The 17,225-nt window shown below is 36.0% G+C and carries 19 protein-coding genes; 11 read left to right on the top strand and 8 right to left on the bottom strand.

Annotated features, from left to right (window positions below):
• The first annotated feature begins 49 nt into the window (after positions 1 to 49).
• The 3 genes from LPC21_RS02625 to LPC21_RS02615 are packed head-to-tail and all read left to right on the top strand — an operon-like array spanning position 50 to position 3,531.
• On the top strand, positions 50 to 2,032 hold the full coding sequence (locus tag LPC21_RS02625; protein ID WP_229317958.1) for a LysM peptidoglycan-binding domain-containing protein: 1,983 nt from the start codon (positions 50 to 52) through the stop codon (positions 2,030 to 2,032).
• 48 nt (positions 2,033 to 2,080) lie between these two features.
• Entirely contained in the window at positions 2,081 to 3,076 is a 996-nt protein-coding gene (locus LPC21_RS02620) for a DUF4837 family protein (protein ID WP_229317957.1), read from the top strand.
• 5 nt (positions 3,077 to 3,081) lie between these two features.
• On the top strand, positions 3,082 to 3,531 hold the full coding sequence (locus tag LPC21_RS02615) for a GNAT family N-acetyltransferase (protein ID WP_229317956.1): 450 nt from the start codon (positions 3,082 to 3,084) through the stop codon (positions 3,529 to 3,531).
• On the opposite strand, the gene LPC21_RS02610 is transcribed toward LPC21_RS02615, so the two are convergent.
• Entirely contained in the window at positions 3,528 to 4,346 is an 819-nt protein-coding gene (locus tag LPC21_RS02610) for an OmpA family protein (RefSeq protein WP_229317955.1), read from the bottom strand. The genes LPC21_RS02615 and LPC21_RS02610 overlap by 4 nt on opposite strands.
• A gap of 15 nt (positions 4,347 to 4,361) precedes the next feature.
• Positions 4,362 to 4,757, bottom strand: coding sequence for a ribonuclease P protein component (rnpA, locus tag LPC21_RS02605; protein WP_229317954.1), 396 nt, complete (start codon positions 4,755 to 4,757; stop codon positions 4,362 to 4,364).
• Positions 4,758 to 4,882: 125 nt separating this feature from the next.
• Between rnpA and LPC21_RS02600 the strand changes: the two genes are divergently transcribed.
• From LPC21_RS02600 to LPC21_RS02590, 3 genes are all read left to right on the top strand, one after another.
• On the top strand, positions 4,883 to 5,617 hold the full coding sequence (locus tag LPC21_RS02600) for a lysophospholipid acyltransferase family protein (RefSeq protein ID WP_229317953.1): 735 nt from the start codon (positions 4,883 to 4,885) through the stop codon (positions 5,615 to 5,617).
• 12 nt (positions 5,618 to 5,629) lie between these two features.
• Positions 5,630 to 6,616 carry an acyl-ACP desaturase gene (locus LPC21_RS02595; RefSeq protein ID WP_229317952.1) on the top strand — a complete coding sequence of 329 codons (987 nt, stop codon included), beginning with the start codon at positions 5,630 to 5,632 and terminating at the stop codon, positions 6,614 to 6,616.
• Positions 6,617 to 6,689: 73 nt separating this feature from the next.
• On the top strand, positions 6,690 to 7,343 hold the full coding sequence (locus LPC21_RS02590; RefSeq protein ID WP_229317951.1) for an HD domain-containing protein: 654 nt from the start codon (positions 6,690 to 6,692) through the stop codon (positions 7,341 to 7,343).
• A gap of 3 nt (positions 7,344 to 7,346) precedes the next feature.
• On the opposite strand, the gene LPC21_RS02585 is transcribed toward LPC21_RS02590, so the two are convergent.
• From LPC21_RS02585 to LPC21_RS02560, 6 genes are all read right to left on the bottom strand, one after another.
• Positions 7,347 to 7,751: a hypothetical protein gene (locus LPC21_RS02585; protein WP_229317950.1), complete on the bottom strand. Its 405-nt coding sequence runs from the start codon at positions 7,749 to 7,751 to the stop codon at positions 7,347 to 7,349.
• Between the two features lie 21 nt (positions 7,752 to 7,772).
• Positions 7,773 to 8,555 (bottom strand): enoyl-CoA hydratase/isomerase family protein, encoded by a 783-nt coding sequence (locus tag LPC21_RS02580; RefSeq protein WP_229317949.1) that lies wholly within the window; start codon positions 8,553 to 8,555, stop codon positions 7,773 to 7,775.
• A gap of 11 nt (positions 8,556 to 8,566) precedes the next feature.
• Positions 8,567 to 9,982, bottom strand: a complete 1,416-nt coding sequence (locus LPC21_RS02575) for a sensor histidine kinase (protein ID WP_229318529.1) — start codon at positions 9,980 to 9,982, stop codon at positions 8,567 to 8,569.
• Positions 9,983 to 10,105: 123 nt separating this feature from the next.
• Positions 10,106 to 10,648: a CopD family protein gene (locus LPC21_RS02570; protein ID WP_229317948.1), complete on the bottom strand. Its 543-nt coding sequence runs from the start codon at positions 10,646 to 10,648 to the stop codon at positions 10,106 to 10,108.
• An 8-nt stretch (positions 10,649 to 10,656) separates the two neighbouring features.
• Entirely contained in the window at positions 10,657 to 11,676 is a 1,020-nt protein-coding gene (hemH, locus tag LPC21_RS02565; protein ID WP_229317947.1) for a ferrochelatase, read from the bottom strand.
• Between the two features lie 10 nt (positions 11,677 to 11,686).
• Positions 11,687 to 12,559, bottom strand: a complete 873-nt coding sequence (locus LPC21_RS02560) for an AraC family transcriptional regulator (protein ID WP_229317946.1) — start codon at positions 12,557 to 12,559, stop codon at positions 11,687 to 11,689.
• Between the two features lie 230 nt (positions 12,560 to 12,789).
• Between LPC21_RS02560 and hemA the strand changes: the two genes are divergently transcribed.
• The 5 genes from hemA to LPC21_RS02535 all read left to right on the top strand — a co-directional run bounded on the left by hemA (position 12,790) and on the right by LPC21_RS02535 (position 17,209).
• Positions 12,790 to 14,046 carry a glutamyl-tRNA reductase gene (gene hemA, locus LPC21_RS02555; RefSeq protein WP_229317945.1) on the top strand — a complete coding sequence of 419 codons (1,257 nt, stop codon included), beginning with the start codon at positions 12,790 to 12,792 and terminating at the stop codon, positions 14,044 to 14,046.
• Complete coding sequence (hemC, locus tag LPC21_RS02550) at positions 14,046 to 14,969, top strand: hydroxymethylbilane synthase (RefSeq protein ID WP_229317944.1); 924 nt, start codon at positions 14,046 to 14,048, stop codon at positions 14,967 to 14,969. The genes hemA and hemC overlap by 1 nt, the downstream gene beginning before the upstream one ends.
• A complete protein-coding gene (locus LPC21_RS02545) occupies positions 14,969 to 15,646 on the top strand; it encodes a uroporphyrinogen-III synthase (RefSeq protein WP_229317943.1) in 678 nt (225 codons plus the stop codon). Before hemC ends, LPC21_RS02545 begins: the two co-directional genes overlap by 1 nt.
• 34 nt (positions 15,647 to 15,680) lie before the next feature.
• Positions 15,681 to 16,706, top strand: coding sequence for a uroporphyrinogen decarboxylase (hemE, locus tag LPC21_RS02540; RefSeq protein ID WP_229317942.1), 1,026 nt, complete (start codon positions 15,681 to 15,683; stop codon positions 16,704 to 16,706).
• Between the two features lie 77 nt (positions 16,707 to 16,783).
• Positions 16,784 to 17,209 (top strand): GNAT family N-acetyltransferase, encoded by a 426-nt coding sequence (locus LPC21_RS02535; protein WP_229317941.1) that lies wholly within the window; start codon positions 16,784 to 16,786, stop codon positions 17,207 to 17,209.
• The last annotated feature ends 16 nt before the right edge of the window (positions 17,210 to 17,225 follow it).

The following is a 17,225-nucleotide window of genomic DNA, read 5'->3' as shown; positions in this document are numbered from 1 at the left end:
AAATGATTGTTATAATCGTTTGGAATTTAGCCCCTTGATTACAAGAACTATGAAAATAAAACTCCTTATACTTCCTTTTTTTCTCCTTTTATCGTTCTCGCTATTTGCGCAAGAATCGGTTGAAAAAACAGGGACTCCTAAAGCAGAAATAAAGCTTACGTACTTAGATTCTATCAAAAAAACATTTGTTAAAGACGATTTAGCTGCCTGTGTAGACAGTTTGTGGTTAAAGGAATTGTCTAATTTAGACATCTTCAACAACCTATCCGATGATATTCAAAATATCAATATGGATGTTCAAGTAGATTACGAGTTACCTACTGAATTATTAAAAGCCAGACTTCAGGAAATGGACGAGAAGTCGCCTTTTCATATTGAATACAACCAAGGTTTAGAAAACATCATCAAGTCCTTTTTAAAAAATAGAAAACGTTCTTTTGAACGTTTAATGGCGGTTTCCGAATATTATTTTCCTTTATTCGAAGAGGCTTTTGACAAACAAAATGTTCCTCTTGAAATTAAATATTTAGCCGTGGTTGAGTCGGCATTAAACCCTAAAGCGGTTTCTAGAGTAGGAGCAACAGGACTTTGGCAATTTATGTATCAAACTGGAAAACAGTACGGATTGAAAATCGATTCGTATGTTGACGAAAGAAGCGATCCTTTAAAAGCAAGTGAAGCCGCTGCTCAATACATGAAAAACATGTACGCTATTTTTGGCGATTGGGACTTGGTTTTGGCATCTTATAACTCTGGACCAGGAAATGTGGCAAAAGCGATTCGCCGTTCTGGAGGGCAACAAAATTATTGGAACATCCGTAAAAATTTACCTAAAGAAACCCAAGGCTATTTGCCCGCATTTCTAGCAACCATGTACATTTATGAATACCATAAAGAACACGGAATTAAACCAGAAAGAGCGCCGATCAAGCAATTTGCTACTGATACAGTAATGATCAAAAGACAAATGTCGTTCAAACAAATTTCTGAATTGATTGATATTCCAGTGGCTCAATTGCAAATTTTGAATCCGTCATACAAACTAAATATCGTTCCAGCGTACAAAGACCAAACCCATTTTTTGAGATTGCCTCAAGATAAGATGGCAGTTTTTACTTCAAACGAATCGAAGATTTATGCCTATGTTGATAGAGAGGCCAACTTAAGAGAACGACCATTTCAAATTGTTCGACCAATTGTATCTCAAGATTCTGTGAATACATTTCAGCGATTGGCACAAGCTAAAGTGCGCTATTATCGAGTGAAACGGGGAGACAATTTAAGCACCATTGCACAGAAATATGATGTTGCCGTTGACGATCTAAAAAAATGGAATAATATCAAAGGAAACAAAGTTGCTTACGGCAAGAACCTTAAAATTAACGGAGTTGAAGCTGAGGAAAAATCTTCGGCTATAGCCAAGGTTGAAATCGACAAAAAAGGAATTCAGAAAGACAGTTTGGCTAGTTCAACAGCTTCATTCTACGTCGTTCAAAAAGGAGATAATTTAAGTAACATTGCCAAAAAATTCAATGTTACTGTCGCTGATATACAAGATTGGAACAAGTTGACTACTAAAAACCTTCCGTTAGGAATGGCTCTTCAAGTAGTGAAAAATCCAACTAATAAGGAAGAAGTTGCCATAGTGACTCCTGAAAGAAAAGACATTCAATACATGGTGCAAAAAGGAGATAATTTAAGCAATATCGCTAAGAAATTTGGAGCAACTTTAGAGGATTTGAAGCAATGGAATAATTTGACTTCGAATGCAATTGCTTTAGGAAGCTCTATAATTGTTGCCAAAAATGAAATTGCGATTGTAACCAATAAAGCTTCAGTAGCTAGTTTTAAAAAGAAAGATGATTATAGTAACCCTACCAGTAAAGAGGTTGAGTACTATGTTAAAAAAGGAGATTCATTGTATAGCATTTCAAAAAAATACCCAGGAGTAACTATTGCTGATTTAAAGAAATGGAACAATATTAAAAGTGAAGAATTAAAACCGGGAATGAAATTAAAAATTAACGGATAATTCGATGAATCAATCTAAATTTGGGGTTTATTTCATAAGCTGAAAATCATGAATAAGGCCCTTTTCTTATGTCTATTTCTTTCGGTTTTTTTAGTTTCTTGTTTTAAGAAAGAAGCTGGAATAGCTCTTAAAACAACTGGAAAAATCAATACAATTGCTGTGATTATTGATGACCAATTGTGGAACGGAGAAATTGGCGATAGCATACGAAATAAATTTGCCGCACCAGTACTAGGACTCCCTCAAGAAGAACCTCTTTTTACTATCAATCAATATCCCGTTTCATTATTAGAGGGTTTTGCTAGAGATACTCGATCAATTCTTGTTATTAAAAAAGAGGCAATAAATAAGTTCGAAATCAAGAAGAACCAATACGCTTCTCCACAAAATGTGTTTCATATTTCTGGAAAAACCACAGCCGATATAGTGCAGTTATTAGAACAACATTCTCCCCAAATAATTCTTCAAATTAAAAAAGGGGAAATTACTGAAAACCAACGAATACAACAAAAATCACTTCTTCCAACGGCATCGATTAAGAACCGATTTCAAATTAGCATTCAAGTTCCATCTGATTTTGAGCAGGTGTTGGTTAAACCAAATTTTGTTTGGTTAAAGAAAAAAATAATAAGCGGAAGTAGTAGCTTGTTAGTGTATCAAGTTCCGATGAATACCATTATTAAATCCAATACAGCGGTTGCTATTCTTAGCATGAGAGATTCTATTGGAAAGTTTGTTCAAGGAACAGAGCCTAATTCTTATATGATAAGGGAAAAAGGGTATACTCCCTATTTCTTCACATCTACTCTTGACAACCTATTGGCGTATGAAACCAGAGGTACTTGGCAACTGCAAAACGATTATATGTCGGGACCGTTTATCAATTACACTATAGTGGATTCTATTAATAAACGATTGGTAGTTTTAGAAGGATTTTGTTATTCGCCTTCTAAAGAAAAAAGAGACGTCATGCATGAATTAGATGCAATTATGCATTCGGTTCATGTACTTAAAAACAATACATTTACCCCAAATAAAAAATAAATTTCATGGCATTAGAATGGACGATTAAATCTTTTGAATCACTTTCTGTACACGAATTGTATGATATCCTTCGCTTGCGAAGTGAAATCTTTGTAGTAGAGCAAAACTGTGTGTATCTTGATTTGGATGGCAAAGACCAAAAAGCATTGCATCTTTTTGGAACGTTTGATGGTAAAATTGTAGCACATGCTCGACTATTTAAACCCGGAATTTCATTCATTCATGCTTCCATTGGTCGTGTAACTGTCGATGCAAAACACAGAGACAAAAAATGGGGTCATGAATTAATGCGTCAAGCCATAGCTGGAGTTTTTGAAAATTATGGAGAGACAGAGATCACCATTGGTGCCCAACTCTATTTGAAAAAATTCTACGAAAGCCATGGATTTGTGCAAACCAGTGAAATGTATTTAGAAGACGATATTCCGCACATTCAAATGGAGAAAAGCCATTAACATTTGGTGATTACCAATTCTACACGTCGGTCTAGTTCGGGTTCTTTGCCAATAGGGAATTGATTGCCAAACCCTTTAAAAGTCATACGCGAAGGATCAATCTTTCTCATTACTAAATAGCGATAAACGGCTTTGGCTCTGTTATACGATAATTTTCTTTCTTTGGTATCCTTGTCAATTGCATCCGAAAATTTTTTTGGAGTACAGCAAACATGTCCTTGTACCTCAAATTCTATATACGGATTGGTCTTCAAAAAAACGACAATTTTGTCTAAAATAGCTCTTGACTTCAAATCCAAATAACTACTTCCCACTCCAAACCGAACATTTTCTAAATAGATTCGATCTCCTTTTTGATGCGGCAAATGAAAATCAGAAAATAAGCGGGGAATTCCCATGAAAAATTCAGGTATAATTTGTTCTATCACAACTTCTACTCTACGATTTTTGGAGCGGGTTTGATTTAAATCAGGTTCAGAGTCTATGTTAATCAGAATTCTTCCTTTGCCTTCTAATGCAATTAGTTTCTTCGGATTCAATCCCAGGTTGAGTAAGATTTTTTCAACAGTAGTTACCCTTCGGTCAGACAAATTAAAATTGTAAGAAGCAGTGCCGCGATCATCACAGTACCCAAATACACGAACCGAATGTATTTGACTGCTGTCTATTTTTTGAAAAAAATCACAAAGCAGGTCTTTTTGTGGTTCTTTAAGCAGGTCTACATCAAAATCAAAATACACGTTTTGCGTAATTTTTTCTTGAGCAATCCCGTTAAGAAACAGTAGTAAAAACACTATTTTGAGTAGCTTTTCCATTACATTTTCACTATTTTACTTTTGCTCTTCCTTTGAAACAGCATTTATTTGAGCTAAAAATTTCTCAATTAATTGAATGGTTTTGGTATTTATTTCTTCAAAAGACAAGCGGTCTTTGCTTTGGTAAAAAAACATTAACGCATACGGCTGATGAAGTTGGTCTTTGAGCAAATGTTGATTGAGTCGGTAGGTCTCGCGTAAAACACGCTTGAAATAATTGCGATCAACCGCTTTTTTGAAGTATTTTTTAGACACCGATACGCCAACTTTTAAAAGCTGTTTGTCTCCCAAGTTACCCGAATGATAGACTAATCGCAAGGGGTATTTGGATACGGATTTCCCTTCGGAAAATAATAATCCGATAGTGATCTTGCTTTTTAGTTTTTCGTTTTTTGGATAATTGAAATTCATTTTAGGAAAAAATACCACTTAATTTAGTTCTCAAAGGTACAATTAAACGCTAAACAGGCGTAATTCTGGAGGATTTAAATAGCCCTAAAAATTAATTTCGTACTTTTGTCATTCATTTTTCATGCATGCAAAAACTAATTTCGTATCCTCTTTCCATTATTTACTATTTGTGTTTTGGACTTTGTTTGGTTGTTTTTCATCCAATTCAATGGGTATGCTTCAACGTTTTTGGTTACCAAGCACATAAAAAAAGTGTCGATGTATTAAACCTGTTTTTAGTGCGTTGTACCAATCTTTTAGGAACGAGTTATGAGTTTGAAAATACGGAACTTATTCCAAAGAAAGTACCCGTAATTTTTGTAGCCAATCATCAGAGTTTGTATGATATAGTGGCTATGATTTGGTACTTGAGAGACTTTCATTGCAAGTTTGTGAGCAAGAAAGAATTGGGAAAAGGAATTCCAAGCGTGTCCTACAATTTGAATCACGGAGGCTCTGTTTTAATTGACCGAAAAGACCCTAAACAAGCTATTCCTGTTATCAAAGGATTGTCTGAATATATTGAAAAAAACACCCGTTCTGCAGTCATTTTTCCGGAAGGAACCCGAAGCAAAACCGGAAAACCAAAACCGTTCGCGCAAAGCGGATTGAAAATATTATGTAAGTACGCCCCTTCTGCTTATGTGGTCCCAATTACCATCAACAATTCATGGAAGATGGTTCGATTTGGTGCTTTCCCAATGGGTTTAGGTAACCGCCTCAAATTTACCATTCATCCGCCATTACAAGTGAGTGAACATACATTTGAAGAAATTGTCGAAAAAGCTGAAAAAGCAGTATTAGAAGGAATACAAATTTAATAATATAAAAAAATGTCAATTAAAAACATTCGTTTAGAAGTGATGCAGTTTTTGGAAAAAAACGTGGATAGCTTCGTAGAACAGTACTTAATTCCAGTAGAAAACATTTGGCAACCCACTGATTTTTTACCTGATTCACAAAGTGAAAACTTTTTTGAAGAAGTAAAAGAACTGAGAGAAATTGCTAAAGATTTACCCTATGATTTTTGGGTAGCCATGGTAGGAGATACCATTACAGAGGAAGCATTGCCTACCTATGAGTCTTGGTTGATGGAAGTTGAAGGGGTTAATAATTTAGAAAGAAACGGCTGGTCTAGCTGGATTCGTCAATGGACAGGAGAAGAAAACCGCCACGGAGACATGTTAAATAAATACTTGTATTTGTCGGGTCGTGTGAACATGCGTGAGGTTGAAATTACAACTCAACATTTAATTAATGATGGATTTGATATTGGTACTGGAAGAGACCCGTATAAAAATTTTGTATATACTAGTTTTCAAGAGTTAGCTACTTATGTTTCACACAATAGAGTATCACAAATTGCTAAAAAATACGGAGACAATAAATTGTCTAAAATGTGTAAAATGATTGCTGGAGACGAGATGCGTCACCACCATGCGTATAGCGAATTTGTGAATCGAATTTTCCAAGTAGATCCAAGCGAAATGATGTTAGCGTTTCAATACATGATGAAACAAAAAATAGTAATGCCTGCGCATTTCTTAAGAGAATCAGGACAACAGATCAGTTCAGCATTTGAAAATTTTTCGGATTCAGCACAACGAATTGGAGTTTATACCGCCAATGATTATGTAGAGATCATGCAAAAGCTAATCGATAAATGGCAAATTGATAAAATTTCAGGTTTAACAGACGAAGCCGAAAAAGCAAGAGATTATTTAATGAAATTACCTGCTAGAATGGCTAAAATTTCGGAAAGAATCGTGATTCCTCAAGAGTCCTATATCTTTAAATGGGTAGAACCGGCTACATTGTAAAAATGTAGTATTTTTGAATAAATTAAAAGCTGAATTATTGCAATTCAGCTTTTTTTATAAAACTATTTCTAAAATGAGCACTACCAACTTGATTGAAACAACGATACAATTTGTAAAAGCAACCTTAGCCCAAGCTGAAGGGGGACACGACTGGTTTCACATCGAACGCGTGTATAAAAATGCGGTATTGATTGCAGCATCTGAAAACTGTGATTTGGAAATAGTACAATTGGGCGCTTTGCTTCACGATATTGCCGACAGTAAATTTCATGATGGAGATGAATCGATTGGGCCCAGAACAGCACGCACTTTTTTAGAATCAAAAAAGGTGACGCCAGCTACAATTGATCACGTAATTGCTATTATTGAAAACATTTCGTTCAAAGGAGGGAAAGTGGAGAGACAATTTTCGTCTATTGAGTTGGACATTGTACAAGATGCTGATCGATTGGATGCCATTGGAGCCATTGGCATTGCCCGAACATTCAATTATGGCGGATTCAAAAACAGAGCGTTGTACAATCCTGAAATTGCGCCGAATTTGACCATGACGAAAGACGAATATAAAAACAACGAAGCACCCACTATCAATCATTTTTATGAAAAATTATTGTTGTTGAAAGACAAAATGAATACCACAACGGGAAAACAAATTGCCCAAGATCGTCATCGGTATATGGAAGATTTTTTGGAACAATTTTATGCCGAATGGGAAGGCAAAAAATAAAGATTAGTCTATTGAAAGTTGCTTTTCTTTCATTTCTAAAACCACATCCGAAGCACTTTTAAAAGTAGGGGCTTGTTCTACAATACTTCCAATTCTTTTTTTGTTTAATTTGAAGGTCAAATCGTTTTCTGTAGTAAATAATAAAGCGGTCAAAAAAGGATTATTCATATAAGAAGAAAGTACAAAAAACGCTTCGTCTAAAGTGTGAAAACTTTCTACTTCTTCGGTTTTATAACGCGCAATTAGAGAAATACGTACTTGGTCATCTACTAAAACGGGACGCATATAAATGTTTTTTAATTCGGTATCACCAATGGTTTTTGCTAAGGTTAATTTAGCAAAAGTATATTGCGCCATACTTTCTTTTACACTCTCCCAAAAAAGGGCAAACTCAGTTTGAAAAGCCATTAGTTTCGTTTTAATTTTGAATTATTTTCCGCTAAAATTAGCTTTTCTTTTTTCTAAAAATGCTGTTGTTCCTTCTTTGAAATCGGCTGTACCAAATAGTCTTCCGAAAGCATTAATTTCAGCTTCATAACCATTTTTGGTATTGTCAAAACTGGCGTTAACAGCTTGAATAGCTTCACTTAGAGCAATTGGGGCATTTTGAATTATTTTTTGCGCTAGCCCTTGGCAAAATGCGATGAGTTCGTTTTGAGGGACTACATGATTTACCAAGCCGTATTGCATTGCTTCTTCAGCCGTAATCATTGCAGCGGTTAAAATCATTTCCATAGCACGACCTTTACCTACTAATTGGGGTAAACGTTGGGTACCTCCATAACCCGGAATCAATCCCAAAGTAACTTCGGGCAAACTCATTTTGGCATTGTCTGAAGAAACTCTAAAATGGCAGGCCATGGCTAATTCTAATCCGCCTCCTAAGGCAAATCCGTTTATGGCAGCGATGACTGGTTTTTTCAAATTTTCAATATGGTCGAATACTTTTTGGTGTCCTTCGGCAGCCAATTGGGTTCCTTCGGCAGCAGAGAAATCGGCAAATTCAGCAATATCAGCACCAGCAACAAAGGCTTTTTCGCCACTACCAGTTAAGATAATCGCTTGAACAGCATCATTGGTTTCTAAATCGCTAAATGCGGAATGTAATTCGGCCAGCGTAGCTTTGTTTAAGGCGTTCAATTTTGTAGGACGATTTATGGTAACCAGCGCTATTTTATTTTCTATGGCAATCAACAGACTTTCGTAGTTCATGTGGGTGTATTTTAAGAATTTAAAATGGGCAAACTCACTGTAAAAGTCGTGCCTTGACCATATTGTGATTCAAATGTAATGCTTCCTTTGTAATTTTCGATAATATTTTTAATGATACTCAAACCCAATCCCATGCCGCTATTTTTGGTGGTGAATTTTGGTTCAAAAATTCGGTTTTTATCCATTTCTTTGATGCCAATTCCGTTGTCTTTTACGGTAATTAACACGTTTTTTTGATTTTGTTCCACCCGTACTACTATGGATTTAGAATTCTGTTGGTCCGGAATGGCTTGAATGGCATTTTTGACCAAATTGGTAATAATCCGGATGAGTTGTGTCCGATCAATTTTGGCAATAATCTCTTCCGATTCTTTTTCAAAAACCAAGTAGTCTTCGTTGAAAATATCTAAAGCTAACTCTACCACTTCCACTACATTGAGCAGTTCGTTTTGTTGCGCAGGCATCGAAGCAAAGTTCGAAAAAGCCGAAGCGACCGCACTCATCGTATCAATTTGCTGAATCAAAGTTTCAGAGTAATCCTTCATCTTTTGTTGGATCTCGGGATCGTTCGGTTCAAATTTTCGTTGGAAACTTTGCACAGTCAAACGCATAGGCGTTAGCGGATTCTTGATCTCGTGGGCGACCTGTTTGGCCATTTCGCGCCAAGCTTCTTCACGTTCGCTTTGGGCTAATTTTACCGCACTGATTTCCAATTCGTCTACCATCGCATTGTACGATTTAATCAACAAATTGATTTCTTTACTACTGGCTTCCACCCCAATTTTTTCGTTCTTTTGATTCAAACTGGTTTCGCCCAATTTATCTGAAATTGTCTTTAACGACTTCGTGATATAAGTCGAAAGAAAATAGGCCAAGCCAAAAGCGACCAATAACATAAACGAATACACTTGCGCCAAGCGAATTAAAAAGCCGTTCAATTCTTTTTCATAAAAACCATCATCTTCGACATAGGGTAAATTCAAAATTCCAAGCGGTTTGAATTTGTCGTCTTTGATTTGGCTATAGGAAGAACGATTTTTAATACCGTCAATCGTTTTAATATCTACAAAACGTTTTTCAATGGAAGAACGCACGAGTTTCAAAATGTACTTCGGAATGGGTGGCGCCACTTGGTCTACCGAAAAAGATTCTTTGGAAGATTTTAGCAATTTCCCTTCCTGGCTATAAATATTGATTTCGATGGCATGAATTTGTGCCAATTCGTGAATTTTGTCTTTGAAAATTAAAGGCAAATTTTGTGGTGTTAACGGATAAGTGGTTGTTGAAAGCACATAATTAATATGTTCCTTCACTTCGTTTTCTTTCCGTTCTAAACGTTCTTGGTGGTATACTCTGGCTTCATTTTTAAACTGAATAATTGAAATAGAAGCCAAAATGATGGAAGCCATAATAATCAATACAATCATCGACAGGAAAATCCTTGTACGAAGTGAAAGCATGGATATTTTATAGCTTTTGACCATATTGAGTGATTAGTGATTAGTTTCTAGTAACTAGTGATTAACTATTTACTAATCACTAGTTACTAGTTACTTCTTTTCTCGTATTCGTTTGTAAAATTTAAATCCAAGCATAATAAGAATGGAAAATAAAAAGATACCAATTACCCCATAAATCCAATTCACCGCATTTTTTAAAATCACTAAAAACACGACTGCGAATAAAATTAAAGTAGCCCCTTCGTTCCAAATTCGCATGAAATTCCCCGTATGTTTTACCTCGTTATTTTGCAATTGTTTGAAAATTTGGTGGCATTTCAAATGGTACAAATACAACAAGAATACAAATCCTAATTTCACATGCATCCACGGCATTTGCAACCAAGCATTGCCCAATTCGGTAAAAAACAACATCCAAAAAGCAAAAAAACTGGCTAAAATCGCCGAAGGCCAAGTGATGATGTACCACAAACGATAACTCATAATCTTGAATTGTTCCTGCAAAATTTCTTTTTCAGGGGATGGTTTTTCTGAAGCTTCAATTTGGTACACAAAAAGGCGGACGATATAAAACAATCCGGCAAACCAAGTGATAACAAATATTAAGTGCAAGGATTTTAAGTAGTCGTACATGGGCTCAACTATTTGTTGTTTTTAAATTCTTCTATCCATTTTGCTACTACGCCACACCATTCGTCTTCATCATTCATACATGGAATCGCCATAAATTCTTCGCCGCCGTGATGTAAAAATTCTTCGTTAGCTTCCATGGCAATTTCTTCCAAGGTTTCCAAACAATCGGCTACAAAAGCGGGAGTTACCACGGCTAATTTCTTAATTCCTTTTTCAGGCATTTTATTCACTTCGACATCGGTGTATGGCGTCAACCATTTGTCACCTGCTAAACGAGATTGGAAGGTTTGACTATATTTACCTTCTGGAATACCTAATGTTTTCACTACTTGTTTAGTAGTTTCATAACATTGGTGACGGTAACAAAACTCGTGCGCCGGTGAAGGCGTATTACAGCACGAACCATCAATTTTACAATGGGATTTGGTAATATCGGTTTTGCGAATGTGACGTTTTGGAATTCCATGATACGAAAACAACAAATGATCGTAATCAAAACCTTCTAAGTGTTTTTTGATCGAATTAGACAAGGCTTCAATGTATCCAGGTTTGTTGTAAAAAGCCGGAACGGTTGTAAATTTCATATCAGGGAAATGCTTGGCGCGAAGTTCTTCTGCTAATACTAAAATAGTGGTGGTAGACGCCATTGCATGTTGCGGATACAAAGGAAAAAGTAGTACCTCTGTCACGCCTTTATCGTGCAATTCTTGTAGTCCTTTTAAAATGGTCATGGTGCCGTATCGCATCGATAATGCCACAGGAATGTCTACCAAAGTTTTCACTTTTTCGTGCATTTTTTTAGAAATCACGATTAAAGGAGAACCTTCGCTAGTCCAAATTCTAGCATAGGCTTCGGCAGATTTTTTAGGTCTTGTTTGCAAAATGATTCCACGAACCAATAAAGCACGCAATAAAAACGGAACGTCAATGACGTATTTGTCCATTAAAAATTCATCCAAATAGGGTTTTACGTCTTTAGCAGTTGGACTTTCTGGGGAACCAAGATTAACTAATAATACTCCTTTCATTTTTTCTTTTTTATATTGTTGTATTGATTGACATTAAATATTTTTTTGGGGTAGTGGCAAATTTTTTCTTGAAAGCCGCAATAAAATGGCTTCCGGTGCTGTAGCCAATTTTTAGTCCTACTTCATTGACATTATAGGAGCCGCTATCGAGTAATTTTCGAGCGTAGTCCATTTTGTAATCAAATAGAAAACCATACACCGTATCGCCATAAATTTGTTTGAACCCCATTTTTAATTTTTTCAAATTCAGCCCTACTTGGTCGGCTAATTCCTGCAAACCTGGTGGCTCGGCCATATTGGCAATGATTATTTCTTTGGCTTTTTTGATTTTGAACACATTGTCTTCGTCAATTAAAAACGGACATTGCTCAGCGTTGGGGTCTTCACTTTTATTGAAATACAAACTCAACAATTCGTAACCCTTGCCTTTGTAATACAAGTTTTTGATAGAAGGATGCAAGCTGTAATGGAACAATTGGCTCAATACAATTGCCATAGAGGGACTAATATTGCCTTCGTTATAATACTTTTTATCTTTATTATCAGGACTTAAAAAAGTGATATAGTTGGCTTCAGTCGAAAACAACGCATGAAATTTTTTGATGGAAATAATTACAGAAATCACCCAAGAATTAGGTGCCAATTCTAAATTCAGCGGCAATTCTTTTTGCGGATTGTACAAAAGCAGCGATTTTTCTTCCTTTAATTCCAAAGCATAATTGCCTTGATTGAAAATAAATTTGGCGTTGCCTTTAATTCCAAAATGAAACTGAATCAGCCCACTACCTACTTCACGTTGCGCATGAAACGGTTCGTCGCTATCATTTTGAAAGCGGATGAGCGTAAAGTCGTCTTCAATGGTTATTACTTCTTGTGAACCCATAGCGATATTTTTTAAGCAATAAAAATCAATTTAATTCCAAGTGTCCCCCTCAAAATTATTTTAAAACGAATTTTAAAACAACTTGATAATAGCACAAAAATAGATTTTTTTACTATAAAAGTGCGAATTCAATTCAAAAAAACATTCAGCGACACATTTAGACCTTATAGCGTTACTTTTATCAACACCTTAGTGATATTTTTGTACCACTTTTTAGAAAAGTATACTTTATGGAGCAACATCATACATCAAAACCTCATTCATTTTATGCCGTTGGCTTGAGCTATAAAAAAGCTGATGCTGAGATAAGAGGGAAATTTAGTTTGGATGCAGTTGCTAAAATGCGCCTGTTGGAGCAAGCAAAAACCGAAGGAATTGAAAGTTTGATCGTAACTTCAACTTGCAACAGAACGGAAATTTACGGTTTTGCCGAACACCCTTTCCAACTGATTAAATTGATTTGTGAAAACAGTCAAGGATCTGTTGAAGCCTTTCAAAAATACGGTTTTGTATATAAAAATAAAGAAGCAGTTGGCCACCTTTTCAGAGTGGGGACTGGTTTAGATAGTCAAATTTTAGGTGATTTTGAGATTATTTCTCAAATAAAAACCAGTTTTTTTCAAGCCAAATCTGTCAATTTAGTCAATGCTTTTCAAGAGCGTTTGATTAATGCGGTGATTCAAGCCAGTAAAAAAATCAAAACAGATACCGAGATTTCATCGGGAGCCACTTCGGTTTCTTTTGCTTCGGTGCAGTATATTTTAAATAATGTAGAGGAGATTGGCGACAAAAATATTTTGCTTTTTGGTACCGGTAAAATTGGAAGAAATACCTGCGAAAATTTAGTCAAACATTCCAAGCACGAACAGATTACGTTAATTAACCGTACCAAAGACAAAGCCGAAAAATTGGCTCAAAAATTAGATGTGGTGGTTAAAGATTATGCCGACTTGCAATTGGAAATCCAAAAAGCGGATGTTTTAGTAGTGGCAACGGGTGCTCAGAACCCAACGGTGGACAAAACTATTTTGAATTTGAAAAAACCTTTGTTGATTTTGGATTTATCTATCCCGAAAAATGTGAATGAAAATGTAGAAGATGTAGAAGGCGTTACTTTGGTTCACATGGATTATTTGTCACAAATTACCGATGAGACTTTAGAGAATAGAAAGAAACATATTCCCGCTGCTGAAGCAATTATTGAAGAAATCAAAGAAGAATTTTTGACTTGGTCTAAAGGGCGAAAATTTGCTCCAACGATTCATGCGTTAAAAGAAAAATTACATTCGATTAAAGATGGCGAATTGAATTTTCAACGAAAAAAATTAGCCGATTTTAACGAAGAACAAGCTGAAATCATCAGCAATAGAATCATTCAAAAAATCACCAATCATTTTGCCAATCACTTGAAAGATGAAGAAACGATGGTAGATGAAAGTATCGAGTGGATTGAGAAAGTGTTTAATATTGGCGAAACCACAAAATAATGAGTAAGACTATACGCATAGGAACTCGTGATAGCGAATTGGCACTTTGGCAAGCCCATACCGTTCAAAATAAACTGAACGATTTGGGGTATACTACAGAAATTGTGGCTGTAAAATCACAAGGTGATATTATTCTGGACAAACCCTTGTACGAACTGGGCATCACAGGTATTTTTACCAAAACCTTGGATATTGCGATGATCAATGGTCAGGTAGATATTGCGGTGCATTCTATGAAAGATGTCCCAACGGCTTTGCCGCAAGGTATTGTTCAGGCGGCCGTTTTGGAGCGTGCGAACACCTTGGATATTTTGGTTCACAAAGGCAATTTGGATTTTCTTACTACAACAGGAACTATTGCTACCGGAAGCCTGCGTCGTCAAGCGCAATGGTGGCACAAATACCCAAATCACCAAGTGGTCGATTTGCGCGGTAATGTAAATACCCGCATGCAAAAATTAGCCGAAAGTGATTGGAACGGAGCCGTTTTTGCCGCAGCAGGCTTGGAACGAATCAATCTTAAACCAGACAATTACATCAATTTAGATTGGATGATTCCAGCTCCAGCACAAGGCGCAATGTTAGTTGTGGCTATGGCCAATGACGAATTTACCAAAGATGCTGTGAGTCAGTTGAACGATATTGAAACGGAGATTTGCACCTATATTGAAAGACAGTTTCTAAAGACTTTAGAGGGAGGCTGTACTGCACCAATTGGCGCTTTGGCACAATACGATGAAGAAAAAGATACGATCGAATTCAAAGGGGTTTTATTCTCGGTGGATGGAAAACAAAAAATAGCAATCGAGAAATCAGTCGATATATCGGAGTGGAAAAAATTAGGATTCCATTCTGCTCAAGAAATTTTGAATAATGGCGGTGCTCAATTGATGTCGCAAATCAAATCAACATTAAAAAAATAATGGCAAATCCAACACGCATACTTTCAACAAAAGTGCTTTTGAGTCATCAAAAACAAGTCTTGACGGATGTTGGTTTGGAAGTGTTGGAATCCAATTTTATTGAAGTGGCAACCAAGAACTTCGAGCTAAAAGGAATCAAAGACAATTTGATTTTTACGAGTCAGAATGCGGTTCGCAGTTTATTAAGTCATTCCCAATTTGAGGTATTAAAATCGGAACTTCAACAAAAAAAAGCCTTTTGCGTAGGCGTAAAAAGCAAAACGATTTTAACCGATGCCGGTTTTGAAGTCGTTGCCTATGCAGATTATGCAGAAGATCTAGCGGAGATTATCAGCTTGATTTATGCCAATGCAAGCTATACTTTTTGTAGTGGTAATTTGAGAAAAGAGACTTTGCCTTTGGCATTACAAGAAGCCGGAATCGAGTTCAACGAAATCGAAGTGTATGAAACCAAATTGAACCCACATAAAATAAAGAAAGCTGTAGATGCGATTTTGTTTTTCAGTCCATCCGGAGTTGCCAGTTATTTGAAAGACAATACCATTAAAAAAGAATTGTGCTTTTGCATTGGCGAAACTACCGCCGAGGCCTTGGGAAAAGCGACTAAAAATATCATTGTTGCGCCACAACCTTCTATTGAAGAGTTACTCGCTGATGTGATCGAAGAATACAATTAATTTCAAATCCTTTTCAGGATAAAAAATAAAACAAATGATTAAAAACGACCTTTTTTTAAGAGCCTTAAATAACGAAAAAGTAGAACGCCCACCGGTTTGGATGATGCGTCAAGCGGGAAGATATTTGCCAGAATTCAGAGCTTTGCGTGACAAATACGATTTCTTTACGCGTTGCGAAACTCCTGAATTAGCAGCCGAAATTACGGTACAACCCATTCGGATTGTGAAACCCGACGCAGCGATTTTGTTTTCTGATATTTTGGTAGTACCAAGAGCTATGGGAATTCACGTGGAATTAAAAGACAATTTAGGTCCGATAATTCCGAATCCAATTCGCACCATGGAACAAGTGAATCAAGTATTTGTTCCAGATGTCAATGAAACCTTAGGCTATGTTTTTGATGCTATCAAATTGACCAAAGAAATGTTGAACGATGAGGTGCCTTTGATTGGTTTCGCAGGTTCACCATGGACCATTTTTTGTTATGCTGTAGAAGGAAAAGGTTCTAAAAGTTTTGATACGGCTAAAGGATTTTGTTTTTCCAATCCAGTAGCGGCGCATACTTTGTTGCAAAAAATTACCGACACCACGATTTTATATTTGAAAGAAAAAGTAAAAGCGGGTTGTAATGCCATTCAGATTTTTGATTCTTGGGGCGGCATGTTGTCTCCGGTAGATTATCAAGAATTTTCTTGGCAATACATCAATCAAATTGTAGAAGCTTTGGCAGACGAAACCAAAGTGATTGTTTTTGGAAAAGGCTGTTGGTTTGCTTTAAGTGATATGGCCAAATCGAAAGCGTCAGCTTTAGGAGTTGACTGGACCTGTTCACCAAGAAACGCTCGTTATTTAACAGGAGGAAATATTACGTTACAAGGAAATTTTGACCCAAGTCGTTTGTTATCACCAATTCCAACCATCAAAAAAATGGTACACGAAATGATTGATGAATTTGGCAAGGACAATTACATCGTCAACTTAGGACACGGAATTTTACCTAATATCCCGGTGGATCACGCAAAGGCGTTTGTGGAAGCAGTTAAAGAGTACAATAAATAAGCTAAAAGCAGATAATTGTACTTAATTCTAAATATTTATCTTAATAAAACTGTATTGTTTAAAACACTTTAAAAGAAATGAAAGCAGCTATTTTAAACAAAAACGATTTAAACATAGACATTAAAGAGCAAGTTTCTGAATTATTCCGTCAATTAAGTCCAAACAAAATTCAGTTAGATCTTGAAGAAATATTGGATGATAAAAACCAAATTACAGTTGCATATTGTGAGGATAATAATAAAATAATAGGAATTGCATTAATGTGTACTTACAAAGTTATATCTGGAAATAAGGGTTGGATAGAGGATGTAGTTGTAGACTCAGCTTCACGTGGAAAAGGGATAGGAAGAAAACTAATAAATTTATTAGTTGAAGTAGGTGAAAAAAAAGAACTTTCTGAAATACTTCTATTTACCGAAGACCATAGATTGGCTGCAATAAATTTATATTCGAAAGTTGGATTTAAACTTAAAGAAAGTAAAATATATTGTAAGAAAAAATAAGAAGAACTACGCACAA

The organism is Flavobacterium ammoniigenes (assembly GCF_020886055.1).
In the GTDB taxonomy this organism is placed as follows: Bacteria; Bacteroidota; Bacteroidia; order Flavobacteriales; family Flavobacteriaceae; genus Flavobacterium; species Flavobacterium ammoniigenes.
Note: the sequence above shows the minus strand (reverse complement) of the source record. Positions and strands in the feature narration are given on the sequence as shown.

What these genes read in the sequence shown, in the direction of transcription:
- LPC21_RS02625 (WP_229317958.1), top strand. Translation starts at nt 50, where the DNA reads ATGAAAATAAAACTCCTTATACTTCCTTTTTTTCTCCTTTTATCGTTC.
- LPC21_RS02620 (WP_229317957.1), top strand. Translation starts at nt 2,081, where the DNA reads ATGAATAAGGCCCTTTTCTTATGTCTATTTCTTTCGGTTTTTTTAGTT.
- LPC21_RS02615 (WP_229317956.1), top strand. Translation starts at nt 3,082, where the DNA reads ATGGCATTAGAATGGACGATTAAATCTTTTGAATCACTTTCTGTACAC.
- LPC21_RS02610 (WP_229317955.1), bottom strand. Translation starts at nt 4,346, where the DNA reads ATGGAAAAGCTACTCAAAATAGTGTTTTTACTACTGTTTCTTAACGGG.
- rnpA (WP_229317954.1), bottom strand. Translation starts at nt 4,757, where the DNA reads ATGAATTTCAATTATCCAAAAAACGAAAAACTAAAAAGCAAGATCACT.
- LPC21_RS02600 (WP_229317953.1), top strand. Translation starts at nt 4,883, where the DNA reads ATGCAAAAACTAATTTCGTATCCTCTTTCCATTATTTACTATTTGTGT.
- LPC21_RS02595 (WP_229317952.1), top strand. Translation starts at nt 5,630, where the DNA reads ATGTCAATTAAAAACATTCGTTTAGAAGTGATGCAGTTTTTGGAAAAA.
- LPC21_RS02590 (WP_229317951.1), top strand. Translation starts at nt 6,690, where the DNA reads ATGAGCACTACCAACTTGATTGAAACAACGATACAATTTGTAAAAGCA.
- LPC21_RS02585 (WP_229317950.1), bottom strand. Translation starts at nt 7,751, where the DNA reads ATGGCTTTTCAAACTGAGTTTGCCCTTTTTTGGGAGAGTGTAAAAGAA.
- LPC21_RS02580 (WP_229317949.1), bottom strand. Translation starts at nt 8,555, where the DNA reads ATGAACTACGAAAGTCTGTTGATTGCCATAGAAAATAAAATAGCGCTG.
- LPC21_RS02575 (WP_229318529.1), bottom strand. Translation starts at nt 9,982, where the DNA reads ATGATTGTATTGATTATTATGGCTTCCATCATTTTGGCTTCTATTTCA.
- LPC21_RS02570 (WP_229317948.1), bottom strand. Translation starts at nt 10,648, where the DNA reads ATGTACGACTACTTAAAATCCTTGCACTTAATATTTGTTATCACTTGG.
- hemH (WP_229317947.1), bottom strand. Translation starts at nt 11,676, where the DNA reads ATGAAAGGAGTATTATTAGTTAATCTTGGTTCCCCAGAAAGTCCAACT.
- LPC21_RS02560 (WP_229317946.1), bottom strand. Translation starts at nt 12,559, where the DNA reads ATGGGTTCACAAGAAGTAATAACCATTGAAGACGACTTTACGCTCATC.
- hemA (WP_229317945.1), top strand. Translation starts at nt 12,790, where the DNA reads ATGGAGCAACATCATACATCAAAACCTCATTCATTTTATGCCGTTGGC.
- hemC (WP_229317944.1), top strand. Translation starts at nt 14,046, where the DNA reads ATGAGTAAGACTATACGCATAGGAACTCGTGATAGCGAATTGGCACTT.
- LPC21_RS02545 (WP_229317943.1), top strand. Translation starts at nt 14,969, where the DNA reads ATGGCAAATCCAACACGCATACTTTCAACAAAAGTGCTTTTGAGTCAT.
- hemE (WP_229317942.1), top strand. Translation starts at nt 15,681, where the DNA reads ATGATTAAAAACGACCTTTTTTTAAGAGCCTTAAATAACGAAAAAGTA.
- LPC21_RS02535 (WP_229317941.1), top strand. Translation starts at nt 16,784, where the DNA reads ATGAAAGCAGCTATTTTAAACAAAAACGATTTAAACATAGACATTAAA.